Raw genomic sequence first — 15,674 nt, 5'->3', positions numbered from 1 at the left:
CTATCCTGTGGCAAACAGCGCCTCCACAAACTCGCGGGGGTTGAAGGGCTGCAGGTCGTCGATGCCCTCGCCGATGCCGATGAACTTCACCGGTATGCCCAGGGAGCGGCGGATGCCGATGATCACCCCGCCCTTTGCCGTGCCGTCCAGCTTGGTCAGCACGATGCCCGTCACGCCCACCGCCTCGCCAAAGAGGCGGGCCTGGGAAAGGGCGTTCTGGCCGGTGGTGGCGTCCAGCACCAGCAGCACCTCGTGGGGCGCGCCGGGCACTTCCCTGCCCACCACGCGCCGGATCTTCTTTAGCTCCTCCATGAGGTTGCTCTTGGTGTGCAGCCGCCCGGCGGTGTCGATGAAAACGATGTCCGCCCTGCGGGCGCGGGCCGCCTGCACGGCATCAAAGGCCACCGCCGCCGGGTCGGCACCCTCCCGGTGCTTGATCACTTCCGCCCCCGCCCGCCGGCCCCATATTTCTAGCTGGTCGATGGCCGCCGCCCGGAAGGTATCGGCGGCGGCCAGGATCACCCGCTCGCCCCGGGACCTGCAGAAGTGGGCCAGCTTGCCGATGGTCGTCGTCTTGCCCGTGCCGTTTACCCCCACCACCAGGACCACCGTTGGGGGACCGCCGCGCTCCAGGGAGGCCCTGCCTTCCTCCAGCACCTCCAGGATCAGCTCCTGGAGGAGGGGCTTTAGCTGGCCCGGATCCTTCACCTTCTGCTCCCTCACGCGCCGGCGCAAGGCCTCCATGAGCTCCAGGGAAACCTCCACCCCCACGTCCGCAGCAATGAGGGCTTCCTCCAGCTCCTCGTAGAGGCTTTCATCGATAACCTTGCGCCCGGACACCAGGCTTTCGATTTTCTCTACCAGCCCCTGGCGCGTCTTGGCCAGGCCTTCCTTCAAACGGCTGAAAATACCCACTAACCATCCCCCCGCGGCCCCTTCTTTAAATAGCCCAGCCTGGTGAGGGCCTGGCAGGCCGCCCGCTGCTCGGCTTCCTTTTTGGACCGCCCGCTCCCCCGGCCCATCTCCCGGCCCCAGAAGTAAACGGCGGCGGTAAACGTCTTGCTGTGGTCGGGCCCCTCCTCCCGCAAGATATGGTAGCGTATTTCCACCTGGCCTTCCTCCTGCAGTATCTCCTGGAGTTCGGTCTTATAGTCCCGCTCCACGCGCCCTTCCAGCACGTCCCGCACGATCGGCTCCAGGTAGCGCAGGGCCGTACGCCTGGCCGCCTCCAGGCCCTGGTCCAGGTAAATGGCCCCCAGCAGGGCCTCAAAGGCGTCGGCCAGGATGGAGGGCCTCTCCCTTCCCCCCGCGCGCTCCTCGCCGCGGCCCATGTAAAGGCAGGAGCCCAAATCCAGCTCCCGGGCCACCCTGACCAGGGAGGGCTCGCAGACCACCGCCGCCCGCAGGCGGGTCAGCTCGCCTTCGCTCAAGCCGGGATAAGTGCGGTAAAGGTAATCGCTGATCACCAGCTCCAGCACGGCGTCACCCAAGAATTCCAGGCGCTGGTTGTCGCCGGCGCCGGGATGCTCGCTGCTGTACGAGCCGTGGGTGAGGGCCGCATGGAGCAGGTCCTCATTTTGCCAGCAAAGGGAGAGGCGCTCCTTTAAGGCCTCTATTTTAACCCGGTTATCCACAGGAAAACCACCCGGCTTCACGGCGTGTACTTGCCGAAAATGAGCGTGGCATTGTGCCCTCCAAAGCCAAAGGAGTTGGTCAGGGCCACGCGCACGTCGGCCCGGCGGGCTTCATTGGGCACGTAGTCCAGGTCGCACTCCGGATCCGGCTCCTCGTAGTTGATGGTAGGGGGTATAACGCCCCGCTCTATGGCTAGCACGCAGATCAGCGCTTCCAGGCCGCCTGCCGCGCCCAGGAGGTGGCCGGTCATGGACTTGGTGGAACTGACGGCCAGCCGGTAGGCGTGGGCGCCAAAGACCTGCTTGATAGCCAGCGTTTCCACCTTGTCCCCCAGGGGGGTGGAGGTGCCGTGGGCGTTGATGTAGTCCACTTCTTCCGGCGACAGACCGCTGTCCTCCAGCGCCCGCTTCATGCAGAGGGCTGCCCCTTCACCCTGGGGGTCGGGAGCGGTGATATGATGGGCATCGCAGCTGGTGCCGTACCCCAGCACCTCGGCGTAAATGCGCGCACCGCGCTTTTCTGCGTGCTCCAGGGTTTCCAGGATGAGGATGGCTGCCCCTTCCCCGATGACAAAACCGTCCCGCCCGGCATCGAAGGGGCGGCTGGCCTTCGCAGGATCTTCATTGCGGGTAGAGAGGGCTTTCATGGAGGAAAAGCCGGCCAGGGCAAGGGGGGTTATGGGGGCCTCGCTGCCCCCGGTAATCATCACCTCGGCGTAGCCCCCCTGCAGGAGGCGGAAAGCGTCGCCAATGGCGTGGGCACTGGAGGCACAGGCGCTGGTGACGTTAAAATTGCAACCCCTCAGCTGGTAGGTAATGGCAATCTGCCCCGCCCCCATGTTGGCAATCATCATGGGGATAAAAAAGGGGCTAACCCGGCCTGGCCCGCGGGACAAGAGGATTTTGTGCTGTTCCTCCAGGGTTTCAATGCCCCCGATGCCGGAGCCCAGGATGACCCCCGCGCGGTCGCGGTCTATTTCCTGTAGGTCCAGCCCCGCATCCTCCAGGGCCATGCTGGTGGCCGCCAGGGCGTAGTGGGTAAAGCGATCCATGCGCCGCGCTTCCTTGCGGTCAACGTACCGCGTGGGGTCAAAGTCCTTAACCTCAGCGGCAAAGCGGGTTTCAAAGGCGCTGGCGTCAAAGCGGGTAATGGGGCCCACCCCGCTTTTCCCCTCGATCAGGTTGGCCCAGAAAGACTCCAACCCCGTACCTAAGGGAGAAACCACGCCCAGGCCGGTAACCACAACCCTTCTCTTGGCCGTCAAAACCGTATCCTCCTTAAAAAGAGTTCTTTTATCTCAAAAAGTCCCGCGTAGGGCGCGGGACTTGAGCTTTAAACTAAATGTGGTCCTGGATGTATTTCACGGCCTCGCCGACGGTGCGGATTTTTTCCGCATCCTCATCGGGAATGGTTATATCAAACTCCTCTTCCAGGGCCATCACCAGCTCCACTATGTCCAGGGAGTCCGCCCCCAGGTCGTCAATGAAGGAGGCGTCCATGGTTACCTCTGACTCATCCACTCCCAGCTGCTCCACAATAATTGCCTTTACCCTCTCAAAGATGGACAAGCATCATCACCCCCTTCCCATATTCCCCCAACCACTAAAACAATTATGTCCCGGTCCTACACCGTTAGACCTCCGTCCACGGCAATTACCTGCCCGGTTATGTAGCCTGCCGCCTCGCTGGCCAGGAAGACCACCAGGGCGGCTACTTCTTCCGGCTGCCCGAAGCGCCCTAGCGCCGTGCGGGCCAGCATTTTCTCCCGCACCTCCCGGGAGAGGGCCTCCGTCATTTCCGTAAGGATAAAGCCGGGGGCCACGGCGTTGACGGTAATATTGCGCGAACCCAGCTCCCGGGCTACGGCCCTGGTGAGGCCGATGAGGCCTGCCTTGCTGGCCGCGTAGTTTGCCTGGCCGGGGTTACCCACCAGGCCCACCACCGAGGCAATATTGATGATGCGGCCCCAGCGGGCTTTCACCATCACGCGGGAGGCGGCGCGTATGGTGTTAAAGGCTCCCTTAAGGTTTACCTGCAGGACGCGGTCCCAGTCCTCGTCCGAGAGGCGCATGACCAGGTTGTCGCGGGCGACCCCGGCATTGTTAACCAGGATGTGCAGGCCCCCCAGCTCCTTTACGGCCACCTCCACCAGCCGCGCCGCCTCGGCGGGCACGGAAACGTCTGCCTGGCAGGCCACGGCCCGCCGGCCCATTTCCCGAATGCGCGACACCACCTCTGCGGCGGCATCGGCCCGCCCGCAAAAGTTCACCACCACCTCGGCGCCGGCCTCGGCCAGGGCCAGGGCAATGCTGCGGCCGATGCCCCGCGAAGCCCCGGTAACCACGGCCTTCTTGCCATCAAGTAACATTTTAGCCTACCTCCCTCAGCCACGCAAGGACTTCTTCCAGGGAAGGCGGGTCCTGCACACCGCGGCAGGCGGCCTCGCGGCTGATGCGCTTCATGAGCCCGCAGAGCACCGTCCCGGGGCCAACCTCCACAAAGGCGTCCACGCCGTCATTGATGAGCCGCCGCATGCTCTCCTCCCAACGCACGGGGCTGTAAACCTGCTCCACCAGGAGGCGGACCACCTCTTCCCGGGAGGTCACGTAGCTGGCGGTCACATTGGAGACTACGGGAAAGCGGGGGTCGGCAACGGGCACGCGGGCCAGCTCGGCGGCTAGCCTTGCCCCGGCAGGGCGCATTAACCGCGAGTGGAAGGGCGCGCTCACCGGCAGGTAAACGCACCTCCGGGCCCCTGCCGCTTTGGCCAGCTCTACTGCCCGCTCCAGGGCCGCCATCTCCCCGGCTACCACCACCTGGCCGGGGCAGTTGTAGTTTGCCGGTTCCACCACCGCGCCGCCCTTTGAGGCCTCCCGGCAGACCTCCTCCACCCTGGCGGCGTCCAGACCGATTACCGCCACCATGCCCCCCGCCCCCAAAGGAACCGCTTCCTGCATGAACTGGCCCCGCTTGCGCACCAGGCGCACGGCATGGCCGAACTCCAGCGCCCCCGCGGCCACCAGGGCGCTGTACTCGCCCAGGCTGTGGCCGGCGGCCACCGCCGGCTCCACGCCCGTTTCCCGCAGCACCGCCAGGCAGGCCACGCTGACGGTAAGGATGGCCGGCTGGGCGTTTACGGTCTGCTGGAGCTCTTCGGCCGGTCCCTCAAAGCAGAGGCGCGTGAGGGGAAAGCCCAGGGCCTCGTCTGCTTCATGGAAAACCCGCCGGGCGGTATTAAAACGCTCGTACATCTCGCGACCCATGCCCACGAACTGGGAGCCCTGCCCGGGGAAAAGAAAGGCCACCTTCATTCCCGCGACACCACCCAGCGGGAGGCAGAGGCCAGGAGCCGGGCCGCCTCCTGCACCACTTCCAGGACGATCTCCCGGGCGGGCTGGACTTTCTTCACCATGGCCGCCACCTGGCCGGCCATCACCGAGCCGTACTCCACATCGCCGTCCACCATGGCCGCCCGCAGCCTGCCCACCCCCAGCTTTTCCAGCTCCTCCGGCGGGGCGCCGCGCCTCTCGAGCTCTTCAAACTGCTGGCTCAGCTTGTTGCGCAGGACCCTCACCGGGTGGCCGGTGGACCTGCCCGTGACCACCGTATCCCTGTCCCCGGCCTTAATGATCATCTCCTTCACCCGCGGGTGAATGGTGCACTCGGCGGCGCACATGAAGCGGGTGCCCATCTGTACCCCCTGCGCCCCCAGCATGAGGGCCGCCGCCAGGCCGCGCCCGTCAAAAATGCCCCCCGCGGCAATAACGGGAATGTCCACCGCATCCACCACCTGGGGGACCAGGGGGAAGGTGCCGATCTCGCCCACATGTCCCCCGCTCTCCATGCCCTCGGCCACCAGGGCATCCACGCCGCTCCTGGCCAGGCGCCTGGCCAGGGCCACGGAGGCCACCACAGGGATGACCTTGACCCCGGTCGCTTTAAGCTCCCCCAGGTACTTGCCCGGGTTACCCGCCCCGGTGGTCACCACCGGCACGCGCTCTTCCACCACCACCCGCAGGATCTCCTCCGCGTAGGGCGAGCGCAGCATCACGTTAACCCCGAAGGGCTTGCCGGTCAGGCTGCGGGCCAGGCGCACCTGCTCCCGCACCCAATCGGGTGTGGCGTGCCCCGTGCCGATTATCCCCAGCCCGCCGGCCTCGCTTACCGCCGCCGCCAGCTCGGCGGTGGATACCCAGGCCATGCCCCCCTGGATGATGGGGTACTCAATTTCCAGCAGGTCACACAGCTTCGTGCGGATAATGGCCATCTTCCCCTTCCCTAGCAATATGGTTCTCTTTGCGCGGGTCGTACCACCGCAGCACCATGCCTCCCCAGGTGAGCCCGGCACCAAAGGCCATGAGCGCCACCCGGTCGCCGTCCTTAATGCGCCCGGCCTTTACCGCTTCATGAAGGGCCACGGGGATGGTGGCCGCAGAGGTATTACCGTAACGGTCCAGATTCACCCACACCTTCTCCCTGGGCAGGTTCATCCTCTTGGCGGCTGCCTCAATAATGCGGGTATTGGCCTGGTGGGGGATGAAAAAGTCCACCTGCTCCGGCGAGAGGCCTGCCGCCTCCAGCACCTCGGCAAAGCCCTCCTCCATCACCTTAACGGCAAACTTAAAGACTTCCCGCCCGTTCATGTGTATGTAGTGCATTCCCTTGGCCAGCGTTTCCGGAGAAGCAGGGTGTCGGGACAGCCCCGCCGGCAGGGAAAGCAGGTGCGCCCCTGCGCCCTCGGCCCCCAGGCGGGTGGCCAGAATGCCGTAGCCCTCCGGCACCGGTCCCAGGACAGCCGCCCCGGCCCCGTCACCAAAGAGGACGCAGGTGTTGCGGTCCTGCCAGTTAACCAGCCGGGAGAGAACCTCCGTGCCTATTACCAGCACCCACCTGGCCGTGCCGGTGGCAATGAACTGCGCCCCGCAGGCCAGGGCGTAAATGAAGGCCGTGCAGCCCGCCTGGAGGTCGAAGGCTCCCGCCCTAACGGCTCCCAGGGCGTGCTGCACCAGGCAGGCGGTGGCCGGGAAAAGCATGTCCGGGCTGTTGGTGGCCACGATGATGAGGTCCAGCTCTCCTGCCGCCACACCGGCCTCCGCCAGCGCCTGCCGGGCGGCGGGTACGGCCAGGTCCGAAGCCGCCTGGCCTTCTTCGGCAATGCGCCGCTCCCTAATCCCCGTGCGCGTCAGTATCCACTCGTCGCTGGTGTCCACCATCTTCTCCAGATCCCGGTTGGTAAGCACGCGGGGAGGAAGGTATATGCCGGTGCCCCATATGCCTGCGGGCGTAACAGTTTTCGGTCTCAATTCATTACCCCCGCTTTCTCCTGCCACAGGCTCTTGCCGATGCTTTCCTGGATGGCCTCCACCAGATTAGAGCTGATGGCCTCCCCGGCCCGCCTGATGGCGTTTTTTATGGCCCGGGCGTTGGACCTGCCGTGGCAGATAATGACCACGCCGTTAACACCCAGCAGGGGGGCGCCGCCGTACTCCACGTAATCCACCTTCTGCTTGAAGCCCTTCAGGGCCGGGAGTAGCAGGAAAGCACCCACCCGGGCCATCAGGCTCTTGGCCACCTCATCCTTGAGCATTTCCAGGAGGGCCAGGGCCAGACCCTCGCCGGATTTCAAGACCACGTTACCCACAAAGCCGTCGCAGACCACCACGTCCACCGTCCCGGCAAAAAGGTCGCGGCCCTCCACGTTGCCAACAAAATTTAGAGGCGAGGAGCGTAAAAGGGAATGGGCCGCCAGGGTGAGCTCATTGCCCTTTGTCTCCTCTTCCCCCACGTTTAAAAGGCCCACCCTGGGCCTGGGTACGCCGAGGATTTTCTCCGCGTAAAGGGAACCCATGAGGGCAAACTGCAGCAGGTGGTGGGGCTTGCAGTCTACGTTGGCCCCTACGTCTAAAAGCACCGTCCGGCCGCCCTGGCGGGGAAGCACGCTGGCTATGGCCGGGCGGTCAATGCCGGGTATGCGGCCCAGCCCCAGGAGCGAGGCGGCCATGGTTGCCCCGGTGCTGCCGGCGGAAACCACCGCCCGGGCCACGCCTTCCTTTACCAGGCGCACGGCCTGCACGATGGAGGATTGCTTTTTCTTCCTCACCGCCACCGCCGGCTGCTCGGCCATGGTAATTGTTTCCGGAGCATGGACGATCTCCACGCCGGGCGGGAGGGCGGAGCCCACCTCGGCGGCAATGGCCCTTTCGTCCCCCACCAGGATGATCTCCTGGCGGTACTCCCGGGCCGCCTCCAGTGCCCCCCGCACAACTTCTGCAGGGGCATGGTCGCCGCCCATGGCATCAACGGCAATTTTCACCTGCGCCAAACCTCCTCAGCAAGGCCAAAAATGAGGAACTTCCCCTCTAGGACCGTCTCGCCGTTAACCGTAGAGGTAACCCTTACCATATATTTATTGCCCTTTCTGCGGCGCACTAATGCCCTGGCCACCACCTTTTCCCCGCAATACACCGGGCGGCGAAAGCTCACCTTTGTGGTTCCCGTAAGGGCCACCTCGGCATCGCAGAGGGCCACCGCCAGGGAGTTGGCCTGGGCAAACAGGTAATGCCCGCGGGCCACGCAGCTCTTCTTGAGGGTCATCTGCTCGGTAATGGTGAGGATGGAAATGCCGTGCTTCCCCACCTCCAGGTCCACCAGCTCACCGACCAACTCCCCCTCCTCCAGGGACCTCAGCCTGCCATACACCCCCCGGGCCACCTGTTCCAGCCGCTCCCTCTTTTCGGGAATGTGCAGCTCGCTGCGGTCCAGCCTGATGGTCTGCACGCTGACACCCAGGAGGGCGGCCAGATCCTCATCGGTCAGGAAAGGGTTGCCGCTCAAATAACGGGCCACCAGCTCCTGGCGCTGTTTTTTGGAAAGGTGGGCTCTGGGCACGGCCTACCACCGGAATGCGAGGGAAAATTTATGACCAGGTACTAAAATAAAGTATAGCCTCCCTGGCAAATTAAAGCAACCACCCGCTCAAAGAAAAAAACATTCCGGCCACAGCTTTCCGAGGCCGGAACAGGAGTTTTAAAGCGCTACTCTACCTCTATTACCTTCCTGGCCTTGTAGTACCCGCACTCGGGGCAGACATGATGGGGCAGGGTAAAAGCATGGCAGCGGGGGCAGTTAACCAGAACCGGCGCGTCTATCTTTAACCAGTTGGCCCGGCGCATCCTCGCCCGCCGCTTGGAAACCCTCCTCTTTGGTACGCCCACTGTGACTCCCCCCTTTTACCGTCAGCGAGGTTTCATTTCCTTTAAGAGATCCCCCAGCACGGCGAGCCGCGGGTCAACGCCTTCCCTGGAGCAGTGGCACTCACCGAGGTTCAAGTTTTTCCCGCACCGGGGGCAGAGACCGCGGCATTCTTCCCGGCAGATAAAGCGCATGGGCAGGGCCAGCACGATGCTCTTCACCACTTCCGGCGTGAGATCCAGCACCTCGCCCACGAAGGGAATCCACTCTTCGCGCTCCTCGGGGCTAATGCCCTCGGCACCCGCAGGGTAATAGATCTCGCTAAAATCCACCTTAACGGGGAAATTAAAGGTCTCCAGGCAGCGCGCGCAGCTGACCTCCAGCCCGGCCTCCACCTCCCCTTCCACCACCAGCGCTTTGCCGTTATTGGTCACGTCAAGGGAAGCACGGGCCGGGCCGGTAAACTTCACGGCCTGGCCCTCGACCTCCAGAGGTGGCAGGCGCGAGGAAAGCTCGAGGTGCACTTTCATGCCGGGACTCTTCCGGATCTCGGAAACATCCACGCGCACGGCCAACACCCCCCTGACTCAACAAGCAAATTATAAAGGGGCGGTGCGGCAGTTGTCAAGGAAAAGGCCGCCACTGGGATTGGCGGCCGTCTACTTAAGCGAGAGCGGCAATTATTTCCTGCCACTGGCAGAACTTTTCCACGTTTTCCAGGGCCACTTTTATGCCCGTGGTATCGCCGGGCTTCAAACGGCGGGTGAGGTGGCTGATCTTTTCAATGGTGGTGTACGTGTCGTAGTGCACCAGGATAACCGGCACACCCTTTTCCTGGGCCCTGGCCAGAACCCTTACGTCCGGGTACAGGCCTCCGGTGAGGATGAGCACCGAGGTGCTGGTTTCCAGGGCCGCCAGGGCCACGTCGGCGCGGTCGCCGCCCAGGATTACCGCCTTATCTGCCGAGCGGCGGAAGTAGTTAAGGGCGCTTTCCGCCGTCATGGCCCCCACCATCACGTCTTCCACCAGCCGCCCCATATTCTGCGCCCCGGCCAGGACCTCGCCGCCCAGCACCTCGTAAAACTCCTCCACGGTGGGAGAGGCAATCTCCGGGCGGCGCGGAATAATGCCCAACACGCGGTAGCCCTTTTCCTCCAGGATGGGGCGGTAGATGCCCTCCGTTTTGGCCAGGAGGGGGCGCGGGATGTTGTTAAAGACATTACCCAGGAGTTTTACGCCCTCGGCCACCATGGCGCGGTTAAAAAAGAGGGTGCGGTCAAAGCCGGTGTCGCTCTCCACGTTGACCACCAGCAGGGCCGGGGAGCCGAGCTCTCTGGCCAGGGTAATGTCATCCAGGCCGCAGGCGGCATAGGCGTAAGGGTAGGCGGCTCCGCCGATGAGGACCACGTCGGCGCCGGCGGAAACGCGCGCGTAGGCCTCCCGGATCTTCTCGCGGGCCTCACGGCACCCGTCGCCCAGGAGGTACGAAGGCCCGATGAGGCGCGGCGTGATTACTTCCAGAGGCAGGTCCATCTGCAGAACTTCCTTCATAAGCACGGCATCATCGTCCACCCCATCCGCGCGCCGCGAGGGGCTGCCGATGGGCTTAAAGTAGGAGACGCGGTAACCTTCCTTTTGCAGCTTCTGGGCCAGGCCCAGGGCCAGGGCCGTCTTGCCGCTGGCCGGCGTGCCCATAATGTACAAGCTTTTCATGGCCTTTAAAACACCTCACGAAATGGTAATTTTGACGTCCAGGGCCGTTATCCCTTTGGGGTAGGCGAAAACGGGGTTGATATCCATCTCGGTAATCTCCGGGAAGTCGAGCACCAAGCGTGCCGTGCGCCCGATGGCCTCAATGAGGGCCGGTATGTCCGCCGGCTTCTCGCCGCGGTAGCCCTTTAAAAGCATGTAAGCTTTGGTTTCGGCCAGCATGGCCTCTATTTCCTCCCGCGTGAGGCCGTGGGCCAGGCGGAAAGCCACGTCCTTGAGCAGGTTCACGTAAATGCCGCCCAGCCCGCAGGCAATCATGGGGCCAAACTGCACGTCCCTGGTCATGCCGATGATCAGCTCGATGCCTTTGGGCATCATTTTCTGCACTTCCACGCCGTAGACGACGGCCTGGGGCATCAGGCGGTTGACGTTTTCCATGATCTCGATGAAGCCGCGGCGCACGGCCTCCGGAGAGTCCAGGCCCACCTTTACCCCGCCCACGTCGGTCTTGTGCAGGATCTTGGGCGAGGCTACCTTCAGCACCACCGGGTAGCCCATCTTTTCCGCCTCTTCCACGGCCTCTTCGGGGGTGGTGGTGAGGGCAATTTCCGCCGCCGGGATGCCGTAGGCGTGGGCCACCGCCGCCGCCTCGCTGCCCAAAAGGACGAGGCGGTTGTCCCGCAGCACGTCGTAGAAGACGGCCTTCACGGCCTTTCTGTCCACGTCTTCATAGGCCAGCTCGCCTTTGCCCCCCGGGAGGCGGCGGTACTTTACGTACCTGACCAGGCCCTCAATGGCCGCCACCGCCGGCTCGGGAAAGGTAAAGCAGGGTATGCCTGCCTCGGCCATCAGTCTCACTCCCTCGGCCATGGAGCGGCCCCCGAGGTAGACTCCCAGGAGGGGCTTTTGGGGGTATTTCTCCCGCAGTTCGATAATGGCCCTGGTGGTTTCCACGGGGTCCGCTACCGCCGTAGGGCACATGAGGACCATCACGCTGTCCACGTTGGGGTCGCGGAGTACCTTTTCCAGGGCAAAGCGGTAGCGGTCGGCCTTGGCGTCACCCAGCACGTCGACGGGGTTGTAGAGGGCCGCCTCGGGAGGAAGCCCGGCACGCAGTTCCTCGATGGTTTCTCTGGCAAAGCGGGCCATGGCCAGCTTCCTGTTTTCCACGCTGTCCGTGGCCACAATGCCGGGACCGCCGGAGTTGGTAACGATGGCCACCCTTTCCCCTGCCGGCAGGGGGCACCGCGCAAAGGCAATGGCTAACTCGAACAGCTCGTTCATGGTGCGGGCCCGGATCACGCCGCACTGCCGGAAGGCGATGTCATAGGCCAGGTCGCTGCCCGCCAGGGCGCCGGTATGGGACGAAGCCGCCTGGGCGCCCGCCTGGCTGGTACCGGATTTGAGAATGATGACCGGCTTCTTCCTGGTGGCCTCCCGGACCACCTCCAGGAAGCGCGGGCCGTCGGCCACGTCCTCCAGGTAGCAGGCAATAACCTTCGTGTAGGGGTCCTCGGCCGCCTCGGCAATGAAGTCGATTTCCGAGAGGTCGGCCTTGTTGCCCAGGCTGACCATCTTGCTGAAGCCCAGGCCCACGGAAAGGCTCCAGTCCAGGATGGCAATGAGGGTGGCCCCGCTTTGCGACAAAAAGGCTATATCTCCCTTAAGGGGAAAGCTCCTGGCAAAGGAGGCGTTTATGGGGGTATGGGTATCCATCATGCCCACGCAGTTGGGGCCGAGCATGCGCATCCCGTACTGCCGGCAGATGCCCACCAGGCGCTTTTCCAAGTCGAGGCCTTCCTTGCCCACCTCTTTGAAACCCGCCGTGACCACCACCAGATTCCGCACGCCCTTCTGCCCGCACTCCGCGGCGACGTCCAGCACCCCGGCTGCAGGCACGGCAATTACGGCCATCTCTACTTCTCCGGGAATCTCCAGGACCGAAGGGTATGCTTTCAGCCCCTCGATTTCTTTCTCGCGGGGGTTCACAGGGTAAATACGACCCGGGTAACCGGCATCGAGCAGGTTTTTAACGATGGAATGCCCCACCTTGCCCGGCGTTTTCGAGGCACCGATCACTGCTACGGTCCCGGGGCTAAAAAAATTGTGCAGGTACCCCACATTCTCACCTCTTCTTTGCAACTGGCGAACAAATCCTCTAGCTACATTATAGTGCGGCCAAACTAAAAACAAAAGCGAAAACCCAAAATATTAATGTTTAAAAAAGCATGAAAAATAAACCCGGTTGCTCAAGTTTCCAAGTTGAGCATCTAGTCTTAAAATTTATTCCTTAAAAAAGGGGAAAGTATACATGCGCCAAAAAGTTTACTGCACGGTCGCCACCGAGTTATATTACAGGTTTTCCATATGGTAACCTGATTGATCAAGTCATTACTTATCGAAAAATTCGATAAACAAAAGGATGGCATACAGGATACCTAGTCCTGGTTTAATAAAATACTCAGAAAAGCCTTTTCAAAGGACACAAGAGTCTTGTCTTTGCGCACCACCACGGCTATGTAGTCAGGCTTAAAAATGTTTTTTAACGGCAGAAAGACCAGCTTTCTGTTTCTCAGCTCTGGTAGCTTCCTCACAATTGTAGCAAATGATATGCCGAGCCCCATTTCCACGTAAAGGGAAGTTAATTCGACATTAGATGATTCCATGATTATCCGGTAAGTGGCTCCTACTTCCTGAAAGAGTTTTTCCAATTTTATGCGATTTGAATACTCAATAGTTTTCGGAGGAAGTATGAGTGGGTATTTAGCTATCTCCTTAACGGTGATTTCCTTTGTTTCGGTCAGGGGATGACCTGGAGGTACCATAAGAACCGTTTCAACTTTTCTCCAGCGAATTGTTGTTAGTTCCTTTGGCACGAGGGACTCAATGGCTACACCGAGATCAACCTCACCGTTTTTAACAAGCTCGATGACCTTTTGCTGCGGGCGGTCGAGTACGGTTAGCTCAACCCATGGAAAAAGCTGGGTATATTGCTTTATTGCATTTGGGAATAAGTGGTAAAGGGTGGTGAACGGGGCTGCCATTCTCAATCTCCCTTTGGGTAAATTTTTAAGTTCGGCTATCTCATCCATTACCGCGTTATATTTGTTAATCACTTCTTCGGCGAAAACAAAAAACTTTTCGCCAGCCTGAGTAAGTTTCAGTTTCTTCTTACCTATCCTTTCCAATAATGGAAAGCCGAGTTCATCTTCCAAAGCCTTAATCTGCTGTGTAAGAGCCGATTGGGTTTTAAAAAGGACTTCTGCGGCTTTTGTAAAGCTACCCAATTTGGCCACATGGTAAAAAGCAAGAATATGTCTCCATTCCATATCAGACTACCCCTCTGAAAAATTTGAATATTATGACAATAAATTTGTCAAATAAGTGCTCCAGGATTAAAATAGGGTAGGGCATTATAAAAAACAAAGGAGGTTTAACTTTCTCATGAACGGTTCCCTCCAGCCTGGATTAACTTACGAATTCAAGTTTAAAATCCCAGAAAATAAGACCGTACCTTACTTATACCCAGAGTCAGCGGAGTTTCAAGTGATGCCCAGAGTTCTGGCGACAGGATTTATGGTAGGGCTGATCGAATGGGCTTGCATAAAAGCAATTAACCCGTATATTGATTGGCCTAACGAACAGACAGTAGGAATAGATGTTAAGCTGAGCCATAAAGCTGCGACCCCACCGGGATTAACGGTTACAGTCAAATTAAGGCTAGAGAAAGTAGAGGGAAGAAAGCTTACTTTTTCCATAGTTGCCGATGATGGAATTGACGTTATCTCTGAAGGTACCCACGAGAGGTTCATAATTAACACTGCAAAATTCAACGCTAAGGCAGAAGCCAAAGCTGCCCGCGCGCTTCAATTACACCACCGGCCATAGATTGCGCAGGTCGGCAGTTTTGAAGGCGTTTAGAAAGCGTAAGTGCAGTTCGGGATACCTGGCCACGAGCTCTTGCACGAACTCCTTCATTTCCTGCCGCACGGTCTTGCCGCTTACCGGGCAGGGGTTATCCAGCACCGGTATTTTTTTCTGCCGGGCCATCTCCTTTACCTGCTCCTGGGTGAGGTAAATCAAGGGGCGGATCATGGTCAGGCCGCTGCGGCTTAAGTAAGTAATGGGCGAAAAGGTGCGAAACTGGCCGTTGTAGAAGAGGCTCATGAAAAAAGTCTCTATGGCATCGTCCAGGTGGTGGCCTAGGGCCACCTTATTGCAGCCCAGCTCGCGGGCGGTGGTATTTAATGCTCCCCGCCGCAAATTGGCGCAGAGGGCACAGGGGTTTTTCTCCTGGCGGATGTCAAAAACCACCTGGGCAATATTCGTGGGCTTGTAGTAGAAGGGAACCCCTTCCTTCTCGCAAAACTCCCGCAGCACGTTTACCTCCATCTCCCACCCGGGGTCAACGAAAACCCCGTGCAAGGAAAACTTCACGGGCGAGACGCGCCGTACAATATTTAAGGCGTGCAGCAGGACGCCGCTGTCCTTACCCCCGGAAAGACCCACCGCCACCCGGTCGCCTTCGGCAATCATCCCGTAGTCCACTACGGCCCGCTTCACCTGCGAAATGATGTAGCGCTGGAATTTCCTGTCCAAGCAGTGTTCCCCCCTTACCAGCGTAAATTTACACCGGCAAAGGGGGGCGTGTCAAAGGGGGAACGTTTACCTGTGACCTCCTCCCCCCAACAAATTGGGGGGCATCCGGGAGCGGCTAGGCTCCGGAGGCCAGGGCCATGTTATGTACCCTGGAGGTTTCCGTATACCACCTTCCCCAAGGGGCGCGGCGGTACACGGCACGCGCGGTGAAGCCTTCCGGCTTACCCGGCGGCCGGGCCAACTCGGCAAGGATTTTGTTGAGCAGGTTCACGACAGAGTTCTCGTCACGGCCCACTATGAGCCCGCACTTAGGGCAGCAGTAAACCCGCACCGAGGGGTCGAGCTTCTGCCGGTGCCCGCAACGGCTGCACCGCTGGGTGCTGTAGCGCTCGTCGGCACTCTTCGCGTACCTGTCCCGCAGATGGCACTTGTAGGACAGGCGGCCGAGGAGTTTCACCAGCGGCCAGTCGTTCTGCACCGCGCGGTTGATTTTTGCGTTACCCTTCCCTTTGGCAGGATCCTTCGAAACCATGCCCTGC

At 60.9% G+C, this 15,674-nt stretch carries 18 protein-coding genes; 1 reads left to right on the top strand and 17 read right to left on the bottom strand.

From position 1 onward, the window contains the following. From ftsY to G454_RS0108385, 15 genes are all read right to left on the bottom strand, one after another. The gene (gene ftsY / locus G454_RS0108455; protein ID WP_027718281.1) at positions 1-915 is read right to left on the bottom strand and encodes a signal recognition particle-docking protein FtsY; all 915 of its coding nucleotides are present in this window, start codon (positions 913-915) and stop codon (positions 1-3) included. Next, the gene (gene rnc / locus G454_RS0108450) at positions 915-1,634 is read right to left on the bottom strand and encodes a ribonuclease III (protein WP_027718280.1); all 720 of its coding nucleotides are present in this window, start codon (positions 1,632-1,634) and stop codon (positions 915-917) included. The genes ftsY and rnc overlap by 1 nt, the downstream gene beginning before the upstream one ends. A gap of 17 nt (positions 1,635-1,651) precedes the next feature. Next, positions 1,652-2,899 carry a beta-ketoacyl-ACP synthase II gene (gene fabF, locus G454_RS0108445; RefSeq protein ID WP_027718279.1) on the bottom strand — a complete coding sequence of 416 codons (1,248 nt, stop codon included), beginning with the start codon at positions 2,897-2,899 and terminating at the stop codon, positions 1,652-1,654. A gap of 73 nt (positions 2,900-2,972) precedes the next feature. Continuing rightward, the gene (acpP, locus tag G454_RS0108440; protein WP_027718278.1) at positions 2,973-3,203 is read right to left on the bottom strand and encodes an acyl carrier protein; all 231 of its coding nucleotides are present in this window, start codon (positions 3,201-3,203) and stop codon (positions 2,973-2,975) included. A 56-nt stretch (positions 3,204-3,259) separates the two neighbouring features. Further along, positions 3,260-4,003 (bottom strand): 3-oxoacyl-[acyl-carrier-protein] reductase, encoded by a 744-nt coding sequence (gene fabG, locus G454_RS0108435; RefSeq protein WP_027718277.1) that lies wholly within the window; start codon positions 4,001-4,003, stop codon positions 3,260-3,262. A 1-nt stretch (position 4,004) separates the two neighbouring features. Next, positions 4,005-4,946 (bottom strand): ACP S-malonyltransferase, encoded by a 942-nt coding sequence (fabD, locus tag G454_RS0108430; protein ID WP_027718276.1) that lies wholly within the window; start codon positions 4,944-4,946, stop codon positions 4,005-4,007. Then, a complete protein-coding gene (gene fabK, locus G454_RS0108425) occupies positions 4,943-5,902 on the bottom strand; it encodes an enoyl-[acyl-carrier-protein] reductase FabK (protein WP_281168457.1) in 960 nt (319 codons plus the stop codon). Before fabK ends, fabD begins: the two co-directional genes overlap by 4 nt. After that, positions 5,874-6,938: a beta-ketoacyl-ACP synthase III gene (locus G454_RS0108420; RefSeq protein ID WP_027718274.1), complete on the bottom strand. Its 1,065-nt coding sequence runs from the start codon at positions 6,936-6,938 to the stop codon at positions 5,874-5,876. Before G454_RS0108420 ends, fabK begins: the two co-directional genes overlap by 29 nt. After that, positions 6,935-7,948 (bottom strand): phosphate acyltransferase PlsX, encoded by a 1,014-nt coding sequence (plsX, locus tag G454_RS0108415; RefSeq protein ID WP_027718273.1) that lies wholly within the window; start codon positions 7,946-7,948, stop codon positions 6,935-6,937. The genes G454_RS0108420 and plsX overlap by 4 nt, the downstream gene beginning before the upstream one ends. Next, a complete protein-coding gene (gene fapR, locus G454_RS0108410; RefSeq protein WP_027718272.1) occupies positions 7,945-8,523 on the bottom strand; it encodes a transcription factor FapR in 579 nt (192 codons plus the stop codon). The genes plsX and fapR overlap by 4 nt, the downstream gene beginning before the upstream one ends. Positions 8,524-8,669: 146 nt before the next feature. After that, positions 8,670-8,849: a 50S ribosomal protein L32 gene (gene rpmF, locus G454_RS0108405; protein ID WP_027718271.1), complete on the bottom strand. Its 180-nt coding sequence runs from the start codon at positions 8,847-8,849 to the stop codon at positions 8,670-8,672. Positions 8,850-8,870: 21 nt separating this feature from the next. Then, positions 8,871-9,395, bottom strand: a complete 525-nt coding sequence (locus tag G454_RS0108400; RefSeq protein ID WP_027718270.1) for a YceD family protein — start codon at positions 9,393-9,395, stop codon at positions 8,871-8,873. A 94-nt stretch (positions 9,396-9,489) separates the two neighbouring features. Next, positions 9,490-10,539: a phosphotransacetylase family protein gene (locus G454_RS0108395; RefSeq protein WP_027718269.1), complete on the bottom strand. Its 1,050-nt coding sequence runs from the start codon at positions 10,537-10,539 to the stop codon at positions 9,490-9,492. 15 nt (positions 10,540-10,554) lie between these two features. After that, entirely contained in the window at positions 10,555-12,657 is a 2,103-nt protein-coding gene (gene acs / locus G454_RS0108390) for an acetate--CoA ligase alpha subunit (RefSeq protein ID WP_027718268.1), read from the bottom strand. A 317-nt stretch (positions 12,658-12,974) separates the two neighbouring features. Then, positions 12,975-13,865 (bottom strand): LysR family transcriptional regulator, encoded by an 891-nt coding sequence (locus tag G454_RS0108385; RefSeq protein WP_027718267.1) that lies wholly within the window; start codon positions 13,863-13,865, stop codon positions 12,975-12,977. Between the two features lie 115 nt (positions 13,866-13,980). On the opposite strand from G454_RS0108385, the gene G454_RS0108375 reads away from it, so the two are divergent. Then, on the top strand, positions 13,981-14,424 hold the full coding sequence (locus G454_RS0108375; protein ID WP_027718266.1) for a thioesterase family protein: 444 nt from the start codon (positions 13,981-13,983) through the stop codon (positions 14,422-14,424). Here the strand turns inward: G454_RS0108375 and G454_RS0108370 are convergent. Then, positions 14,407-15,135 carry a tRNA 2-thiocytidine biosynthesis TtcA family protein gene (locus G454_RS0108370; protein ID WP_027718265.1) on the bottom strand — a complete coding sequence of 243 codons (729 nt, stop codon included), beginning with the start codon at positions 15,133-15,135 and terminating at the stop codon, positions 14,407-14,409. The two genes, G454_RS0108375 and G454_RS0108370, sit on opposite strands and share 18 nt — an antisense overlap. A gap of 115 nt (positions 15,136-15,250) precedes the next feature. Further along, on the bottom strand, positions 15,251-15,674 hold a 424-nt coding region (locus G454_RS18360; RefSeq protein ID WP_035107489.1), incomplete at its 5' end, for a zinc ribbon domain-containing protein.

Source organism: Desulfovirgula thermocuniculi DSM 16036, from assembly GCF_000429345.1.
GTDB lineage: Bacteria > Bacillota > Desulfotomaculia > Desulfotomaculales > Desulfovirgulaceae > Desulfovirgula > Desulfovirgula thermocuniculi.
Note: the sequence above shows the minus strand (reverse complement) of the source record. Positions and strands in the feature narration are given on the sequence as shown.